Here is a 16,264-nt window from a genome sequence, read left to right on the forward strand (position 1 = left end):
CCCTAAACACTGAATTTGTTTACCATGAACAGAGATCTATTGGTTTTAACTAAACAAGAATTCTTGTCAGAAGCACAGGCTGCTGCAGTTGTTGCTGAATTAAATAAAGTGCTAGGCCCTGTTGAAAACTGGGCGGCATTTTGTGTTGCAAATGAAATCATAGACATTAATAAACATAAGATTGTTACCAAAACGCATTTGGTAAAACAAATATTGCAAGACAAACCAAACAAGGCTTTTATCTTTATTTGCAATAAAAACTAGATGGAGGTTCTCCTCAATATTGATTGTTAATTGCCAGTAACGAGTTTTAAGCAAGTTTGCTCAATGCAGTTTCCAATTGTTGCAACATAGTTGGAATGTCTGCTTTCTTACAAGTTCCTACACTCAATCTGTACCAACTACTATCTGCCCCCGCACCAAATGCTGAGAATGGCACAATGGCTATTTTGGCTTCGCTTAAAATATAAGTGGTAACATCAGACTGTGTAGCCAATACATTTCCCTCGGCAGTTTTGCTCCCCCTTAAATTAATTTGTATGGTTAAGTAGATTGCAGCTTGTGGTGCAATTGCATCTACCTGATATCCTTTTTGCTTTAATGCACTAATACCATTGTATATAGTTCTTAATCGATATTCAACTTCCGATTTAAAATGAGTAAGGTAATTACCAATGGCTTCTTTCATAGGTAAATAATGGGCCACAGCGTGTTGCTCGGCCATGGGCGCCCATGCCCCTAAATGACTTAAAATAGCTTTCATTTTTGCAATCACATTCTCTGGACCCAATGCCCATCCCACTCTAACTCCTGTTGCAGAAAAAACCTTTGAAATACCATCTATAAAAATGGTATAAGGTTTCATAGCAGGATTCAATGTTAATGGATTGTAATGCACTGTATTGCCATAAGTAAGTGTCCAATACATTTGATCGAACATTAAATACAATTTCTTTTGATCGGGCGTTCTGGTTGCATTTTCTGCAAGAATTAATTCGCAAATTTCTGCTAATGCATTTTTGCTTAAAGTGGTGCCGGTAGGATTCTGCGGTGTACACAAACAAATTAAGGTAGCGCCTTTAATATGTGGTTGAATATCTGCCACAGTTGGCATGAAATCATTTTCAGGCAAACAAGTCACTTCACAATGTTCTCCATCGGTTAAATGAACATAGTGATTGTTATTCCAAGAAGGTACCCCGTAAATAACTTTATCTCCTTTGTCTACAATTACTTTAAACAATGCATAAATGAGTGGTCTACCACCTGAAGCCACTTGAATTTCAGCTGGTGTAAAGCTAAGGCCTTCCCAATCTTGTATAAATCCACTGATGGCTTTACGCAAATCTAAAATACCTTCTGCTGCTGGGTAGCTGGTCTTCTTTTGTTGATATGCTTCTATAATCAGTTGCTCTAATTCAGCAGGAATAGGGAATTCACTAGGATTAAAATCGCCAATGGTATAATTATAAATGGTCTCTCCATTTCTAATTCTCTCGTTGATGGCATTTCCCAACTTTACAATTTCACTTCCTATTAAGGTTTCTGCTAAATGACTCAACTGGCTCATAAAAAAATTTAGTGCAAGGTAAGCAATTGCATTTATTTAGTACCGATTGTACTATTTTAACAAATTGCTTTACATTAAAACAAGTTAACTTTATTAAAATATAAAATATATGGGAAAAGCTAAATCAACCAGAAAGAATACAAAGAAAGCAACTCCTGCATCGGGCATGGTATCTAAGTCTGCAGGACCTTCAAGTATGATGAATAAAGCGCCAGGCGCAATGAACAACAAAAACTTCTCTTCGTCTAAAAAAGGTGGTGGCTTTTCTGTAACACCTAGAAAAGCATCATAAGTTTTAGAAGCTATATAATAGTGGTATGTTGAATAAATTAATTTCCGCGGGTATTGCAGGAATATTGGCATTGGGGCTATCTACGGCTTATGCACAAAATGAAAACGATTCTATTGCTATTCGTTTATCAAAGCCGGTTTATTTACAAGGTGATTCATTAGAGCTTCGCGTGTATTATCCCAATTATATAAATAAGAAATTAAAATCTGCAACGGCGCATATTTGGATAGACCACTTGGGTACCAAACAAAGATGGAAGTTTCGCTATCCCATGATTGAAGGAGAAGTGAATGCAGCATTAAAAATTAGTGAGCAGATTCCTAGTGGTAATTATGCCATTAGTTGTTTAATTCAATCAGGCTTTTATAGAATGCAAGGCCAAGTACTTGAGCGTGATAAAAAAGACACAGTCATCAATTATATGATGCGAACCAGTACTAAGCAAATGATGGTTGACCGAGTAAAAGTTGATGCAAAAGGATTTTTTACAATGAAGCCCATGTTGTTCCAAGACACTGCTTCCTTTTATTTTTCTCCCATACAAAAGCCCAAGAAAAATTATTTAGCTATTCTACTTAAAACACCTGTTGATTCTGCATTTGAGCCTGCTGCCATTCAAACGGCTTTTTTTAGTGTAGGAAAACCAGGCGAGTTCATTGATAAAAAAATTGATTATAGTCTTTCTTTAGATGATCCAGAATTGGGTGGCGACCTTCCCAATGTAACGGTATACGCTAAAGCAAAAACAAAAGTGCAAGAGTACGCAGAGTCTTATACCAGTGGATTATTTAAAAATGATAACGCATATATTTTTGATGGATTAGGAAATGATGAATTGGCCCAATCGCAATCATTGGCTTGGTATTTACAACAAAAAGTGCCCGGATTAAATGTGGCCATTGACTCGGCCAACAATGAGGTATTTAAATGGAGAGAGGAACTCTGCACTATTTTTATTGATGAATTTGAAGTAATGCCCGGAGAACAAACCATGGTGTTCCCTAGAGATATTGCTATGATTAAAGTATTCAGACCTCCATTTCAATACAGCTCTACCACAGGGTTTGGGGGTGCCATTGCCATCTACACGAAGAAAGGAAAGTTTGTAGACAACAATGGCGCAAAATTTTCATTTATTCTAAAAGGCTACACTGCATTCGATAGTGTTTGGAAATAGAATTAATTTCCTTTCGCGAATTACTTTTTAAGTGAAAAGATTCTTGACAAGTTAAAGCCAAATTGAAATTCACCTTTAGACCAACTATTGGTAGTTTCTGTAATAAAAGAGCGTTCATTCATTCCTGTTGAATTAGAAAAATGCAATTGAAATACATGCCCACCTGTTTCAATATCTACACCAATTGAGAGTGGGTTAGTACCTACAGACATGGGCAATCCATTGGCAACCAAAGAATAATCTACCACAAAAGCAACACGCTTCGAAATCTTATGCCTTGCACCAATACCCAATGCGTAAATCGTTTTTTTGTCTGCAGGATCAATCATATTCCTGTACACTAAAGTGGGACTTAATTGCAAAGAAAATGATTCATTGAATTTTCTACCAATAATCAATTGTGCATAATAACCTGTTCTATCAGTAAAAGTCAAGGGCTTCAACGGGTCAGGACTTTTATATGTAAAAATAGAAGTACCTGCAACCGCTATTAAAGAAACAGGCGTACCTCTTTGTTCTTGGTGAATTAAACGGTATTTAATAAAAGCATCGTATTCTTTTTTGAAACTGGTTCTACCAAAGCCAATGGTTAAATTATTACTCAATCCAAAATCAAAACCCATACGCATACTGGCTTGATCTAGCCCAAATAAATCGCCAATCCCTTGTTTCACTGGACCAAAACGATGTAGAATTCTAAAATCTAACATGCCTGCGCCCAACATTTCCATAGAGTGGCCATTGATTACTCTAGAAGATTTGAATGCACCGGTTATTTTATTGTTCCCCTTTTGTTCATTTTCTAGCTCCTTCAATAAATTATCCTGTGCAAAAACAGGAAAACTGAATAGGCTAATGAAGCATAGTATGGCGAATGGTGTCCGAATCATAAATTAGGTTTTTGAATTTGATAGATCGCTTTAACGTTTATGCTGATTTTTTGGGCAATTTTATCTTTGACCAACTTGGGTATTTGTATAGCATAATCTTCTAACACTAAATCAAATATAGACTCACCCGTTACTTTACCCTCTTTTACATGAAGCTGAGCCATAGTGCTGATTTCCTTTGATTGCCCGTGAAGCTGCATCGTCCCATTTACAGTTAAGTTATAGTCTGCATTTTTAGTTAAATCAATTACAGGAATAGATTGAATTACCCCTTTAAATTGAGCACGAGGATATTTGCTACTCTCTACATAATTTTCATTAAAATGCTCTTGCATTAATGCATTGGGGAAAATGAATCCTTTTAATAAAACACTAAATTCAATTTTGCCCGATGCTAAATCAATTACCGAAAGGCCTTGATTATTCACCGCTTCAATATTTTCTAAAGGCATTTTAGAAAAAAATTTCACAGAAGCATTTCTACAAAGCAGTCGCTCTTGCGCATGCAATTGAGCCACCGCAACCATTACTAAAACGAATAGTAGGCGTTTCATATTCCTTAGTTATTTAGGGCCCCTGAAGCTACCCAACATGAAATAGCATTCTTTTGCGCAGTAGTTAAAGAGCCATTTTTAGGCATGGTACCAGACTCAACAGAACTTTTAATTTGAGCAGCAGCAGCTTTAACTTGATCGTAATTGGTTAAAGGCCCAGGACCATTCACACTTCCTGTATTATGGCAACCCACTGCGCCACAGCTATTTTGAATGATAGGGAAAACCACTGCAGTAAACCTGCTATCAATGGTAGAACAGTTGAGTGTAGTACCACCTGTACCAGGGGTTGGAGTTGTTGTGCCTGATTCTGATTTAGAACAAGCAATGGCCACAAAAGCCACCATTATAAAAAGCGTCAATAACTTTTTCATGTAGAGTAGTTTTGGTTGAAAAATGTTTGTTGTTTAAACACAGAGTCTGAAGCTATCCATGGCGTTGCCTGATATGTTAACATTTTTAATTGGCTTTAGCCGCAAAAAACCCCCACTCCTAATTAAAGCAGTGGGGGTTTATAGTTAATCGAAACTGAGTCCGAAAATCAATTGATTATTCCAAGGGCTTATAGTCCTTAAAGAACTTTAATGGCGCAGCTTCTGCTAATGCGCGGTATTGTTTCCAGCTACCTTCAAATAAAGCATTGGCTTTTACTATTACGCCATTCACTGCTTCTTCTGCATAGCCCATGATGCGATTTTCTTGGTCGCCTGGCATGGTGGTTTTTCCCATCACTACCTGACGAGCTTCGCCTAAAATACCATTCACCGTTTCTTGAGGAATATTGCCATACCCTTGCTTCAATTGGGGTTTGCCATTCAGCATTTCACGGATTTGTTTTAATGCATCTGCAACAGGCTTAGCCGCTTTACGAATGGTATCTGCTGCTTTGCGATCCATGCTGGCATAACCTGCTTCTACTTTTTTCATGATCTCATCTACTTCGGTTAAGCGATCATTTAAGGCAGTTAATTTTACAATAGATTTTTCCATTCTTGCATTAGCAGCACGAATGGCATTTCTAACAGCCAATGGTGTTGGTGCATTCGGATCGTCATTCACTACTACCATAGTACTGTCTTTTAAATCTCTACCTAAACTCATAACCACTTTATAAGTTCCTGGATTTACTGGTAGGCCTCCAGGTTCTGCAGATCCACCACCTGCTCCACCAAAGCGACCACCGCCGCCGCCTCTTCCACCGCCACCTGCTTGGCGAATACCGCGACCCTCCATTCCCCAATAATATTTATTGAAGCCAGTATCTGCTTTGGTTCTTAGGTTTCTTACATTCACCCCATTGGCATCGTAAATGGCAATTTGCAAAGTATCTGAAATTCTATTCTTTCCGGTATCTGCTGCTGTTTTATTAACGAAGAATGTTAAAGGTGCACCTGTTCTTTTATTCTCCCCTTCATAGGTTCCATAAGTACTGTATTCTATGCCAGAAGCATTTTTCATTTTTGCTTGATAAGCCTGTGGTGCATCAAATGATGTTAATTTCTTAGCAAAAACTTGTCCCTTATTGGCCGCTAACTTGCGAAGAGGACGAATATCATCTAGTATCCATAATGCACGACCAAATGTTGCAATCACTAAATCGGCTTCTCTTTCTTGAATGGCCATATCATAAGTAGACACAGAAGGATATCCATTTTTAAATTGCTGAAAATTAACGCCATTGTCTAAGCTGATAAATAATCCTTGCTCTGTTCCAACAAAAATTAAATTGGGTTCTACTGGATCCTGAATCACACACAACGCATAACCCACTACTTTTTTCTCGTCTACCATGCGTGTCCAAGTTTTTCCGTAATCAGCAGTTCTATAAACAAATGGACGCATTTCACCTCTTCTATAATCGTTCACTATTACAAAAGCTTCTCCTCCATTGTGCTTAGAGGCTTTGATTTGTGGAACCCAAGCACCCAACGGCATTCCGGGTAATTTCCCCCTGAAGTTGGTCCATGTTTTTCCACCATCTCTGGTTAACTGCACATTACCATCATCGGTACCTACCCAAATAACCCCCTGCTCTTTTGGAGAAGGTTCAATAGTTAAAATAGTACAATGATTTTCTGCACCAGTGATGTCTACAGAAATACCCCCATTGCTACTTTGGTCAATCTTAGCTGAATCATTGGTAGTAAGGTCTCCTGAAATTTGTTCCCAAGCTGCGCCTTTATTGGTACTCTTATTTACAAACTGACTTCCGTAATAAATAGTGGCTTTGTCAAATGGATCTTGTGCAATGGCTGCATTCCAGTTAAAACGTTGCTTAACTGTTTTGCTTGGTCTAGGAGGACGTATGCTCCATTGTTCTCCTGTGGCAATATTATAACGTGATACATTTCCGCCTTGGCTCATGGTGTACACCCAATTTGGATCTTCTGCATCGGGCATTACATCAAATCCATCTCCACCACTTACTCCCTGCCAAAATGCATTTCTGATTCCTGATCTTCTCCATACATATGCTGGACCATGCCAACTACCATTGTCTTGCAAACCACCCATTACATTATAAGGAATTTGATTGTCTACATTTATATGATAGTATTGTCCCAATGGTAATTTTTCATCGAACTGCCAAGTTTTACCACGATCACGTGTAATACCAATACCACCATCGTTTCCATCAATAATAAAATTGGCATCATAAGGGTGAATCCACCATGCATGGTGATCGGGATGTATACCACTATAAGGAATCACCGGCTTCCATGTTTTTCCTGCATCATCACTTACATTAATGACTTGATTGATATTGTAAATTCTATTTTCATTTTTGGTATCTACAGCTATATCCTGAAAATAAAAGGCGCGATTGGTTACTACGGAAGGATCACTGTTTACGAGCTCCCATTTAAAACCACCATCATCAGATTTATATAAACCATTCTTAGTGGCTTCCACCAATGCATATACACGGTTGGGATCGGTACGGGCTATGCTGATTCCAATGCGGCCATAATCCCCATCGGGCAAACCATTTGCTTTACCTAATTTGGTAAATGATTTACCACCATCCATAGTCATGTAAAAACCACTTCCACTTCCACCACCTTTTAAACTCCAAGGTGTTCTTTTGTGTTCGTACATATTCACGAACAATTTATTGGGATTGGCTGGGTCCATAACCATATCGCCCACTCCACTGTTTTGATTGGTATATAATATTTGTTTCCAAGTATCGCCTCCATCAGTGGTTTTATATACCCCTCTTTCCGTATGATCAGCAAATGGATTCCCCATTGCACCCACATATACCACTTCTGGATTGGTTGGGTCAATAATAATACGGTGAATATTGCGCGTCTTTTCTAAACCCATGCGCTTCCATGTTTTTCCGCCATCTAAACTTTTATAAATACCTTCTCCTAAACTGATAGAGTTACGTGGATTTCCTTCACCAGTTCCGGCCCAAACCACGCTGGGATTAGATTGTACCAATGCAATGGCTCCAATATTTTGTATGGGTTGATCATCAAAAATGGGTGTCCAAGAAGCGCCTCCATTATCGGTTTTCCAAACACCACCACTGGCTGTGCCTAAAAAGATAATATTGGGATTGGTCCAAACTGCATCAATAGCAGTAACACGACCACTCATTCCTGCAGGCCCAATATTACGGGGCTTCATGCTTTTAAAATGCTTGGATAAATCTACCTGTTGCGCATACACACTGCATACAGCGGTAATACCTACAAAGGCCAAGAGTAATTTTCTCATATTCAAGTTTAGTTTTAAGAACGGGTAATTTCTGAAATAAAGCTTCATTTGCCAAAAACTAAGGATGAGTGGCTTATATTTATCGGTAGAAACAAAGCCATTGAAAAACAATTTATTAGTACAACAAAGCAGCTTTAAAATAGGCTTATACGCTGCAATTGTAGCGTTCCTTACGTATACCATGATTTTTGGTTTTCGCAAATCCTTTACCGTATGCACTTTCGACGGAATGGCCTATTGGGGCTTGGGATATAAAACCTTATTAGTGTTAAGCCAAATGATGGGTTATTTAATGGCAAAATTTTATGGCATCAAATTTATTTCCGAATTAAAAAGATTGGGCAGAGATAAAATTGTGTTGGTTTTAGTGGGCATTGCTTGGTTGGCTTGGTTGTTATTTGCCATTGTGCCGGCTCCTTTTAATATTATATTTCTTTTCATAAATGGTTTTCCATTGGGCATGTTATGGGGCGTTATTTTCTCTTATATAGAGGGAAGGAAAACCACTGATTTTATTGGCGCGGCGCTAGCAGTTAGCTTTATCTTTTCATCGGGTTTTGTAAAGTCGGTAGGCGGTTGGCTCATCATGCAATTTAATATGAGTGAATTCTGGGTGCCTTTTGCTACTGGGTTGGTATTTGCCCTACCCTTATTGTTATTCATTTATCTGATGGAACGGATTCCGCCGCCAACGCAAGAAGACATTGAATTACGCATGAACCGTACGGCCATGAATGCCGATGATCGAAAAAAATTCATTCAGCATTTTTTACCGGGTATTATTGCTGCAGTTTTCATTTATGCATTCGCCACCATCTTCAGAGATATTAGGGATAATTTTAGTGCTGATATGTGGAAGGAAATGGGTTACTTAAATCAACCTGCCATCTTTTCAAAAACCGAAACACCTATAACCTTAATTATTTTGGTGTTGATTGGAAGTATGGTGTTGATTAAAAATAGTTTCAAAGCATTTATGTTGGCACATGTGTTTATTGGCTTAGGCTTTGTGGTAGCGGGTTTGAGCACTTGGTTATTTAGTAAGGGATCTATTGCACCCATTTGGTGGATGACCTTGGTAGGGCTGGGTTTGTATATGGTGTACATTCCTTTCAACTCTGTTTTTTTTGAACGCATGATTGCTGCATTCCGATTTACTGGCAATGCAGGTTTTTTAATTTATGTAGCAGACTCTTTTGGGTATTTGGGAAGCGTAAGTGTGTTGTTGAGTAAAGAAATTTTTAAAATACAATTAAACTGGGTACACTTTTTTTCGAATAGTGTTATGGTATTATCTATTGCAGGTGTAATAATTACCAGCTACTCTATGTATTATTTTTACCAAAAACAAAAAGCGGTTCATGATTAGTTATAATCCCAAAGATTGGTTGCGTTTTATTTTTCAGTTTCATAAAACCGATACGGTACTGCAGTTATTGCCATTGATATTGGGTATGGGCGTTTTCTCTTGGGCAGTTGTTTACATCGAAATCAATTATTTGCGATTGTCTAGTACCAGCTATGCAAAGAACATAACGGTCATGCATAGTTTATTGGGTTTTGCCATTTCAATGTTATTGGTATTTAGAACCAATACTGCTTACGATCGTTGGTGGGAAGGCAGAAAGCTTTGGGGGGCATTGGTAAATAACAGCCGCAATCTCGCCCTAAAAATGAATAGCTTGTTACCACACGATGACGAAAAAAATAGGAGCTTCTTCAAAAAAATTATTCCACTATTTGCGGTTGAACTAACCAATCATTTATTAAACGAAAAAACAAGACTGGCTTTAGATGAACAACCGCATCCTGAAATCACCGGATTCGATACCAGCAAACATATTCCCAATCAAGTAGTGGCTGTTCTTTTAAACAAAGTTCATTTATTAAAAAGAGACCAGGTAATTACCGAGTTTGAATTATTATTTATCAATAATGAATTGCAATCATTCATGGATATTTGTGGGGCTTGTGAAAGAATAAAGAATACGCCCATCCCTTATTCTTATAGTGCATTTATCAAAAAGTTTATCTTCTTATACATTGTTACCCTACCATTGGGTTTTGCTTTAACCTTGGGCTATTTTACTATACCAGCAACCTTATTTATTTCTTATGTATTGGCTAGTTTAGAATTAATTGCTGAAGAAATTGAAGACCCATTTGGCAACGACGACAATGATTTGCCAATGGAAAGAATAGCAGCAAATATTAATAAGAATGTGCAAGATATTTTAGCTTAGTATAGTTATTCGCAAAAAATAGGGCCGGATAAATCCGGCCCCTTCATTCTCAGTCTCACTATCCTTTCTTCTCGTTGTATTTTTTTTCTGCTTCTGCAGCTTTTTCAAAATCTAATACCACCCCATTAATACAAAATCGCAAACCTGTTGGAGGTGGGCCATCTTCAAAAACATGACCGAGGTGAGATTTACAACGACCACATTGAACTTCAGTTCGCTGCATGCCAAGTGTATTATCTGGCAAATAAATGATGGCTCCTTTAGTTAGTGGCTCATAAAAGCTAGGCCATCCACATCCGCTATCAAATTTGGTATCGCTTTTAAAAAGTCCATTTCCGCAAACGGCGCAATAATAAGTTCCTACTTCTTTAAAGTTTTCAAACTTACTGGTCCATGGGCGCTCTGTTCCTTTTTCTCTGGCGATATAGTACACTTCGGGAGAGAGTACTTTTTTCCATTCACTGTCTTTAACAGTCAATTTTCCTTTTTCTCCCTTTGCAAAATAGGGGTTGTCTTTTTTGCTCATACTGTCTTTAACAAGATTGTTACTTGAATTGTTCTGTGCTTGGCATCCAGTAAAGCCGAAAACCGCTAAAAGCAATATGGTTGTCCATTTCATATGTAGGAAAGTTTAATTAATTGAATGTACGTTGTTAAGACAGTTAAGGTTTGTACTTGTTTAGTGGAAAGGTCAAAAATTTATCCAAAACCCTTGTTTTTGATGGATTAAGGTCTTTTGTTAAAGGATTTTTAACAAGCCCTTTGTATATTTGTACCTCAAGCAAGCATCGAACCTACATGTTTAATATTATTTTATTCGGTCCTCCCGGTAGTGGTAAAGGAACGCAAAGTGAGAAACTAATTGAAAAATATGGCTTAAAGCATTTATCTACTGGAGATTTACTTCGTAGTGAAATTGCGCGTCAAACACCATTAGGATTAGAAGCAAAGAACTTGATGGACAAAGGCCAATTGGTACCCGATGAGGTAGTGATTGGTATGATTTCATCTGCTTTAGAAGCCAATCCAGACGCAAAAGGCTTTTTATTTGATGGATTTCCTAGAACAACCGCTCAAAGTGAGGCTTTAGATAAATTATTAAAGCTGAAACAAACCGAAATAGGTGTTTTGTTGGCCATGGAAGTAACCGAGGAAGAACTGGTTAAACGCTTATTAAACAGAGGATTAACCAGTGGTAGAAGCGATGATACCAATGAAACTGTTATTAGAGCCCGAATTGTAGAATACAAAGACAAAACAACAGTGGTTGCCAACTACTATAGCCAATTTGATAAAGTAGTTAATATTAAGGGCGAAGGTACCGTTGAAGAAATTTTTTCTGCTCTTTGCAGCGAAATCGACAAAAGGATGTCTTAACTAATAGAACTGTTAAAGTTTTTTGACCAATAACCAACTGCTATACCCGTCCCGATATAATCGGGACGGGTTTTTTTATGCCTTTTAAGTAAAGCTATCAATCGTTAGCTTTGTGATGAAACGAACCAAACCATATGTATACAGTAGAAAATTTTTTAATGGGCCAATGGGTTAAAGGAGAAGGAGATGGCCAATTATTGTATAATGCCGTAACAGGCGAACCAATAGCAAATGCTACATCAAAGGGATTGGATTTTGCAGCAGCCTTACATTATGCTCGCAGCAAGGGTAATCCTGCCCTAAGAAAAATGAGTTTTCACGAAAGGGGGTTAATGTTGAGGGCATTGGCCATTTACTTAAGGGAACATTTAGCCGAACTGTATACAATCAGCTATCAAACAGGTGCCACCAAAGCAGATAGTTGGGTAGATATAGAAGGAGGAATAGGCAATTTATTTTCCTATGCTTCACTCAGAAGAAAATTACCAGACACGCCTTATTGCCTAGATGGAGAACACCACCCATTAGGCAAAGCCAATACATTTATGGGGCATCACTTGCTGATTCCCAAAGAAGGTGCGGCAATACATATTAATGCATTCAACTTCCCTGTATGGGGCATGTTAGAAAAAATAGCAGTTAATTTATTAGCAGGTGTGCCTGCAATTGTAAAACCTGCAACAGTTACTTCTTACTTAACAGAAGCAGTAGTAAAACGAATCATTGCTTCTGGAATTTTGCCAGATGGCGCATTGCAATTGATTTGTGGCAGTGCAGGCAATTTATTAGATCATGTTCAGTCGCAAGATGTGGTCACTTTTACTGGTTCAGCAACAACTGGTTTGCTATTAAAATCGGGCAAGAAAATATTAGCAGAAAATGTGCCTTTTACTATGGAGGCAGATTCACTCAACTGCATTGTTCTAGGCGAAGACGTTACACCAACAATGCCCGAGTGGGACATATTCATTAAAGAAGTTAGAAGAGAAATCACTACCAAATCAGGACAACGTTGCACGGCAGTTAGAAGAATATTCGTTCCAGAAAATAAAATGGAGGCAGTTCAAAAAGCATTGAGCGCTGCACTTTCTCAAAATGTAATAGGCAATCCTTTGAATCCAAAAGTAAGAATGGGTTCATTAGCTGGAGAATCGCAGCGAAATGAAGTGAAAGCACAGGTAAAAAAATTATTAGAGACTTCAAGTATTTTATATGGTTCCTTAGACTCAGTGGAAGTGTTAGACGCAGATCCCATTAAAGGAGCTTTTGTAAGTCCGCTCTTATTATTGAATGAAAATCCATTCGGAAGTTCAAGCGTTCACGAAGTGGAAGCATTTGGACCGGTTGCTACTTTAATGCCTTACAAGCATACAGAAGAAGCCATTTCATTGGCTAAATTAGGAAAGGGCTCATTGGTGAGCAGCATTGTTACAGCTGATGCAAAAATTGCTACAGATTATGTAATAGGCGCTGGCAATTATCATGGAAGAATATTGGTATTGAATGAGCAATGTGCTAAAGAAAGTACAGGCCATGGTTCACCATTACCTTTATTGGTGCATGGTGGTCCTGGAAGAGCAGGAGGTGGAGAAGAAATGGGCGGATTAAGGGGTGTTAAACATTATATGCAGCGAGTAGCAGTGCAGGGTTCACCAGATATGATAACTGCAATCAGCAAGGTTTATCAGCCAGGTGCAACAGGAAATACCCATACCATCCATCCATTTAAAAAATATTTTGAAGACTTAGCAATTGGCGATCAATTAATTACAGAGAAAAGAGTAGTTACTGCTGAAGACATCAATTCTTTTGCCGATTTAAGTGGAGACCATTTTTACGCGCATTTAGAAAATACTGATTTTAATGGCACTATGTTTGAGAAACAAGTAGCGCATGGTTATTTAATTATGAGTATGGCTGCGGGATTATTTGTAGACAGTTATGAAAAAAATCCAGTACTATTAAATTATGGTATTGATGAATTACGTTTTACTAAACCTGTTTATCCAGGAAGCGAAATGCATATTCGATTTACTTGTAAAGAAAAAATTAGACAAGAGAAAAAAGAACCAACCGATATAGACAAGGGTATTGTTAAATGGTTGGTAGAAATGATTGATGAAACGAATGAATTAACAGGAATAGCCACTATCTTAACCATGGTGGCCAAAAAACCCATTTAATAAAACTATTGTATGATTGAACATATTAAAGAAGGATTTGTAAAAGTTGATCGTGAGCATGGTATTGCAACCATTGAGTTTTTTCATCCACAAAGCAATTCATTGCCAGGGAAAATATTAGATGCTCTTGCTAAAGAAATATACAGTGAAGGATTAAACCCCGATACCAAAGTAATTGTGTTGCGATCTTCTGGAGAAAAAGTATTTTGTTCAGGTGCATCTTTTGATGAGCTCTCTGTTATTAATTCTGAAGAAGCAGGTCTGAAATTTTTCAGTGGCTTTGCTAATGTAATTTATGCCATGCGTACTTGCGGAAAAATCATCATTGCAAGAATTCAGGGAAAATGTATTGGGGGTGGAGTTGGACTGGCTGCTGCTGCGGATTATGCCATTGCATGCGAAGGCGCCGATGTTAAATTGAGCGAATTGGCTGTAGGCATAGGACCATTTGTAGTAGGGCCAGCTGTAGAAAGAAAAATAGGTTTATCGGCCTTCTCTCAATTAACCATTGACGCTGTAACGTTTAGACCTGCAGACTGGGCGAGAAGAAAAGGGCTATTTGCAGAATTACATCCGGATGTAGCGGGTATGGATGAATCTATTATTAGATTATCTACCACTCTATCTCACTCCAATCCTGATGCATTGCATGAATTGAAAACCATTTTTTGGAAAGGCACAGAACATTGGGATGAACTGTTGAAAGAAAGAGCAGCCATTAGCGGAAAACTTATTTTAAGTGAGCACAGCAAAGCTTTTATTCAAAGATTTAAACAGAAGCTTTCATAAGCTACTGTTTAATTTCCCTTCGGTTTTTTAATGGTAAAAATTCGTGCGATATTAAATCCAAAATGAATATCACCTTTCCCCCATTGACCATCTGTTTCATGAATAAAAGTTCTTTCAGTCATGCCAGTTGAATTGGAGAAATGCATTTGGAATACATGTCCACCTGTTTCAATATCAACACCAACAGAAAGGCTATTATAAAATCCGTTAAAATGTTGAAACTGATAATAATATTCCCCAGTAATATTGACTCTTTTACTGATTCTTATTCTTGTAGCAATACCTAATGAAAAAAGATCATTGGGATCTGTTGCTAAAGGGACATTATTATAATGCACCATTGTAGGTGTTAGTTGCAATGAAAAATAGTCATTGAATTTTTTGGCTATCAAAATTTGATTAAAATAACTGAAACGGTCTGTATAATAAAATCCAGATCCAGCAGGATTATCAATTGTTTTCCAAATTACCCCTCCAGCATAGCTAACAGACAAGGGCATATTGATTTTGCCAGTACTTTGTCTAAGAATTCTATACTTAACAAAACCATCGTATTGTTTTAAATAAGTACTTCTTCCTATTCCAACCATTAACCTGCTATTGATACCATAATCGAGCCCCATACGCATAGAAGCCTGATCCAATCCAAATAAATTATATCCTCCAGTGTTTACCCTTCCAAAACGGTGATTTATTTTTACATCAAGTAAGCCCGCCCCAATATTTTCAATAGAATGTCCATTTACAATACGTGTGGTTTTAAAAATTGCAGTGGTAATATCAGTGGTGCTTTTTTCTTTTTCCTTTTCTTCTTTTTCCTGCAATTTAAATAAATCAATCTCCTGAGCCTTAAGCCTTTCAGTACTTATAATGCAAACAACCAAAAAAACAATTTGTCTAAGATTCAATTTCATAGCCCTATTTTAAAAATTACAATTGATTTGAATATTGGCTTCAGCAGCAATTTTTTCACCGATATACGAACCAGCAATTTTATAGTCAGCCAATTTTACACTGAAGTCGCTTTTTAATGACGCTTTACCAGATTTAATAGTAATTGTACCAGGTGTTTGAATCTTTTGATCAACACCATGAATACTGAGCACTCCATCGGCTGTTACTTTATACACACCATCCACAGCAAAATTGACTGTTGCAATATTGGTGATATATCCTTTAAAACTAGCTTTAGGAAATTTAGTACTCTCTAAATAGTTCTCGTTAAAATGATCTTCCATTAATTGGTTCTCGAATCGAAAACCTTTTACTAATAAGGCAAATACAATTTGGCCATTAGATGGAAGCATTTTGCAATCAACCTGATTGTTTACTGCTTCAATTTTTACTAACCCACCAGTAGCATTAAACTTTGCTACTCCTGATTTAGTAGATAACAATGATTGAGCATTTAAAAAATAGGATGAACTCAACAACAACATTAAAAAAAGATATTTTTTCAT

General features: G+C 37.5%; 16 protein-coding genes. 8 read left to right on the forward strand and 8 right to left on the reverse strand.

Features of this window, described 5'->3' with window-relative positions:
* Positions 1-24 precede the first annotated feature (24 nt).
* A complete protein-coding gene (locus Q8S25_RS11720; RefSeq protein WP_305537951.1) occupies positions 25-264 on the forward strand; it encodes a hypothetical protein in 240 nt (79 codons plus the stop codon).
* Positions 265-310: 46 nt separating this feature from the next.
* On the opposite strand, the gene Q8S25_RS11725 is transcribed toward Q8S25_RS11720, so the two are convergent.
* The gene (locus tag Q8S25_RS11725) at positions 311-1,570 is read right to left on the reverse strand and encodes a pyridoxal phosphate-dependent aminotransferase (protein ID WP_305537953.1); all 1,260 of its coding nucleotides are present in this window, start codon (positions 1,568-1,570) and stop codon (positions 311-313) included.
* 109 nt (positions 1,571-1,679) lie between these two features.
* On the opposite strand from Q8S25_RS11725, the gene Q8S25_RS11730 reads away from it, so the two are divergent.
* Both Q8S25_RS11730 and Q8S25_RS11735 read left to right on the forward strand, forming a co-directional pair.
* Positions 1,680-1,862, forward strand: a complete 183-nt coding sequence (locus Q8S25_RS11730; RefSeq protein ID WP_305537954.1) for a hypothetical protein — start codon at positions 1,680-1,682, stop codon at positions 1,860-1,862.
* Positions 1,863-1,887: 25 nt separating this feature from the next.
* Complete coding sequence (locus Q8S25_RS11735; RefSeq protein ID WP_305537956.1) at positions 1,888-3,039, forward strand: hypothetical protein; 1,152 nt, start codon at positions 1,888-1,890, stop codon at positions 3,037-3,039.
* 20 nt (positions 3,040-3,059) lie between these two features.
* On the opposite strand, the gene Q8S25_RS11740 is transcribed toward Q8S25_RS11735, so the two are convergent.
* From Q8S25_RS11740 to Q8S25_RS11755, 4 genes are all read right to left on the reverse strand, one after another.
* Positions 3,060-3,929 (reverse strand): DUF5777 family beta-barrel protein, encoded by an 870-nt coding sequence (locus Q8S25_RS11740; protein WP_305537958.1) that lies wholly within the window; start codon positions 3,927-3,929, stop codon positions 3,060-3,062.
* Entirely contained in the window at positions 3,926-4,483 is a 558-nt protein-coding gene (locus tag Q8S25_RS11745) for a YceI family protein (RefSeq protein WP_305537960.1), read from the reverse strand. Before Q8S25_RS11745 ends, Q8S25_RS11740 begins: the two co-directional genes overlap by 4 nt.
* A gap of 5 nt (positions 4,484-4,488) precedes the next feature.
* Positions 4,489-4,857, reverse strand: a complete 369-nt coding sequence (locus Q8S25_RS11750) for a hypothetical protein (RefSeq protein ID WP_305537962.1) — start codon at positions 4,855-4,857, stop codon at positions 4,489-4,491.
* A gap of 175 nt (positions 4,858-5,032) precedes the next feature.
* Complete coding sequence (locus Q8S25_RS11755; protein ID WP_305537964.1) at positions 5,033-8,212, reverse strand: hypothetical protein; 3,180 nt, start codon at positions 8,210-8,212, stop codon at positions 5,033-5,035.
* Positions 8,213-8,276: 64 nt separating this feature from the next.
* On the opposite strand from Q8S25_RS11755, the gene Q8S25_RS11760 reads away from it, so the two are divergent.
* Both Q8S25_RS11760 and Q8S25_RS11765 read left to right on the forward strand, forming a co-directional pair.
* Complete coding sequence (locus tag Q8S25_RS11760) at positions 8,277-9,581, forward strand: DUF5690 family protein (protein ID WP_305537966.1); 1,305 nt, start codon at positions 8,277-8,279, stop codon at positions 9,579-9,581.
* Positions 9,574-10,455 (forward strand): bestrophin family protein, encoded by an 882-nt coding sequence (locus Q8S25_RS11765; RefSeq protein WP_305537968.1) that lies wholly within the window; start codon positions 9,574-9,576, stop codon positions 10,453-10,455. The genes Q8S25_RS11760 and Q8S25_RS11765 overlap by 8 nt, the downstream gene beginning before the upstream one ends.
* A 58-nt stretch (positions 10,456-10,513) precedes the next feature.
* Here Q8S25_RS11765 and msrB read toward each other — a convergent pair whose 3' ends face one another.
* Positions 10,514-11,074, reverse strand: coding sequence for a peptide-methionine (R)-S-oxide reductase MsrB (msrB, locus tag Q8S25_RS11770; protein ID WP_305537971.1), 561 nt, complete (start codon positions 11,072-11,074; stop codon positions 10,514-10,516).
* 179 nt (positions 11,075-11,253) lie between these two features.
* Here msrB and Q8S25_RS11775 point away from each other — a divergent pair, with 179 nt between their 5' ends.
* From Q8S25_RS11775 to Q8S25_RS11785, 3 genes are all read left to right on the forward strand, one after another.
* The gene (locus tag Q8S25_RS11775) at positions 11,254-11,832 is read left to right on the forward strand and encodes an adenylate kinase (protein ID WP_305537973.1); all 579 of its coding nucleotides are present in this window, start codon (positions 11,254-11,256) and stop codon (positions 11,830-11,832) included.
* Between the two features lie 134 nt (positions 11,833-11,966).
* Positions 11,967-14,015, forward strand: a complete 2,049-nt coding sequence (gene paaZ / locus Q8S25_RS11780) for a phenylacetic acid degradation bifunctional protein PaaZ (RefSeq protein ID WP_305537975.1) — start codon at positions 11,967-11,969, stop codon at positions 14,013-14,015.
* A 12-nt stretch (positions 14,016-14,027) separates the two neighbouring features.
* Positions 14,028-14,804 carry an enoyl-CoA hydratase/isomerase family protein gene (locus tag Q8S25_RS11785; protein WP_305537977.1) on the forward strand — a complete coding sequence of 259 codons (777 nt, stop codon included), beginning with the start codon at positions 14,028-14,030 and terminating at the stop codon, positions 14,802-14,804.
* An 8-nt stretch (positions 14,805-14,812) separates the two neighbouring features.
* On the opposite strand, the gene Q8S25_RS11790 is transcribed toward Q8S25_RS11785, so the two are convergent.
* Positions 14,813-15,718, reverse strand: coding sequence for a DUF5777 family beta-barrel protein (locus Q8S25_RS11790; protein WP_305537979.1), 906 nt, complete (start codon positions 15,716-15,718; stop codon positions 14,813-14,815).
* Positions 15,719-15,727: 9 nt separating this feature from the next.
* A complete protein-coding gene (locus tag Q8S25_RS11795) occupies positions 15,728-16,264 on the reverse strand; it encodes a YceI family protein (protein ID WP_305537981.1) in 537 nt (178 codons plus the stop codon).

The organism is Sediminibacterium sp., assembly GCF_030695065.1.
GTDB lineage: Bacteria > Bacteroidota > Bacteroidia > Chitinophagales > Chitinophagaceae > Sediminibacterium.

Bases quoted from the DNA above. Each gene is read 5' to 3' on its own strand.
- Q8S25_RS11720 (WP_305537951.1), top strand. From the start codon at position 25: ATGAACAGAGATCTATTGGTTTTAACTAAACAAGAATTCTTGTCAGAA.
- Q8S25_RS11725 (WP_305537953.1), bottom strand. From the start codon at position 1,570: ATGAGCCAGTTGAGTCATTTAGCAGAAACCTTAATAGGAAGTGAAATT.
- Q8S25_RS11730 (WP_305537954.1), top strand. From the start codon at position 1,680: ATGGGAAAAGCTAAATCAACCAGAAAGAATACAAAGAAAGCAACTCCT.
- Q8S25_RS11735 (WP_305537956.1), top strand. From the start codon at position 1,888: ATGTTGAATAAATTAATTTCCGCGGGTATTGCAGGAATATTGGCATTG.
- Q8S25_RS11740 (WP_305537958.1), bottom strand. From the start codon at position 3,929: ATGATTCGGACACCATTCGCCATACTATGCTTCATTAGCCTATTCAGT.
- Q8S25_RS11745 (WP_305537960.1), bottom strand. From the start codon at position 4,483: ATGAAACGCCTACTATTCGTTTTAGTAATGGTTGCGGTGGCTCAATTG.
- Q8S25_RS11750 (WP_305537962.1), bottom strand. From the start codon at position 4,857: ATGAAAAAGTTATTGACGCTTTTTATAATGGTGGCTTTTGTGGCCATT.
- Q8S25_RS11755 (WP_305537964.1), bottom strand. From the start codon at position 8,212: ATGAGAAAATTACTCTTGGCCTTTGTAGGTATTACCGCTGTATGCAGT.
- Q8S25_RS11760 (WP_305537966.1), top strand. From the start codon at position 8,277: ATGAGTGGCTTATATTTATCGGTAGAAACAAAGCCATTGAAAAACAAT.
- Q8S25_RS11765 (WP_305537968.1), top strand. From the start codon at position 9,574: ATGATTAGTTATAATCCCAAAGATTGGTTGCGTTTTATTTTTCAGTTT.
- msrB (WP_305537971.1), bottom strand. From the start codon at position 11,074: ATGAAATGGACAACCATATTGCTTTTAGCGGTTTTCGGCTTTACTGGA.
- Q8S25_RS11775 (WP_305537973.1), top strand. From the start codon at position 11,254: ATGTTTAATATTATTTTATTCGGTCCTCCCGGTAGTGGTAAAGGAACG.
- paaZ (WP_305537975.1), top strand. From the start codon at position 11,967: ATGTATACAGTAGAAAATTTTTTAATGGGCCAATGGGTTAAAGGAGAA.
- Q8S25_RS11785 (WP_305537977.1), top strand. From the start codon at position 14,028: ATGATTGAACATATTAAAGAAGGATTTGTAAAAGTTGATCGTGAGCAT.
- Q8S25_RS11790 (WP_305537979.1), bottom strand. From the start codon at position 15,718: ATGAAATTGAATCTTAGACAAATTGTTTTTTTGGTTGTTTGCATTATA.
- Q8S25_RS11795 (WP_305537981.1), bottom strand. From the start codon at position 16,264: ATGAAAAAATATCTTTTTTTAATGTTGTTGTTGAGTTCATCCTATTTT.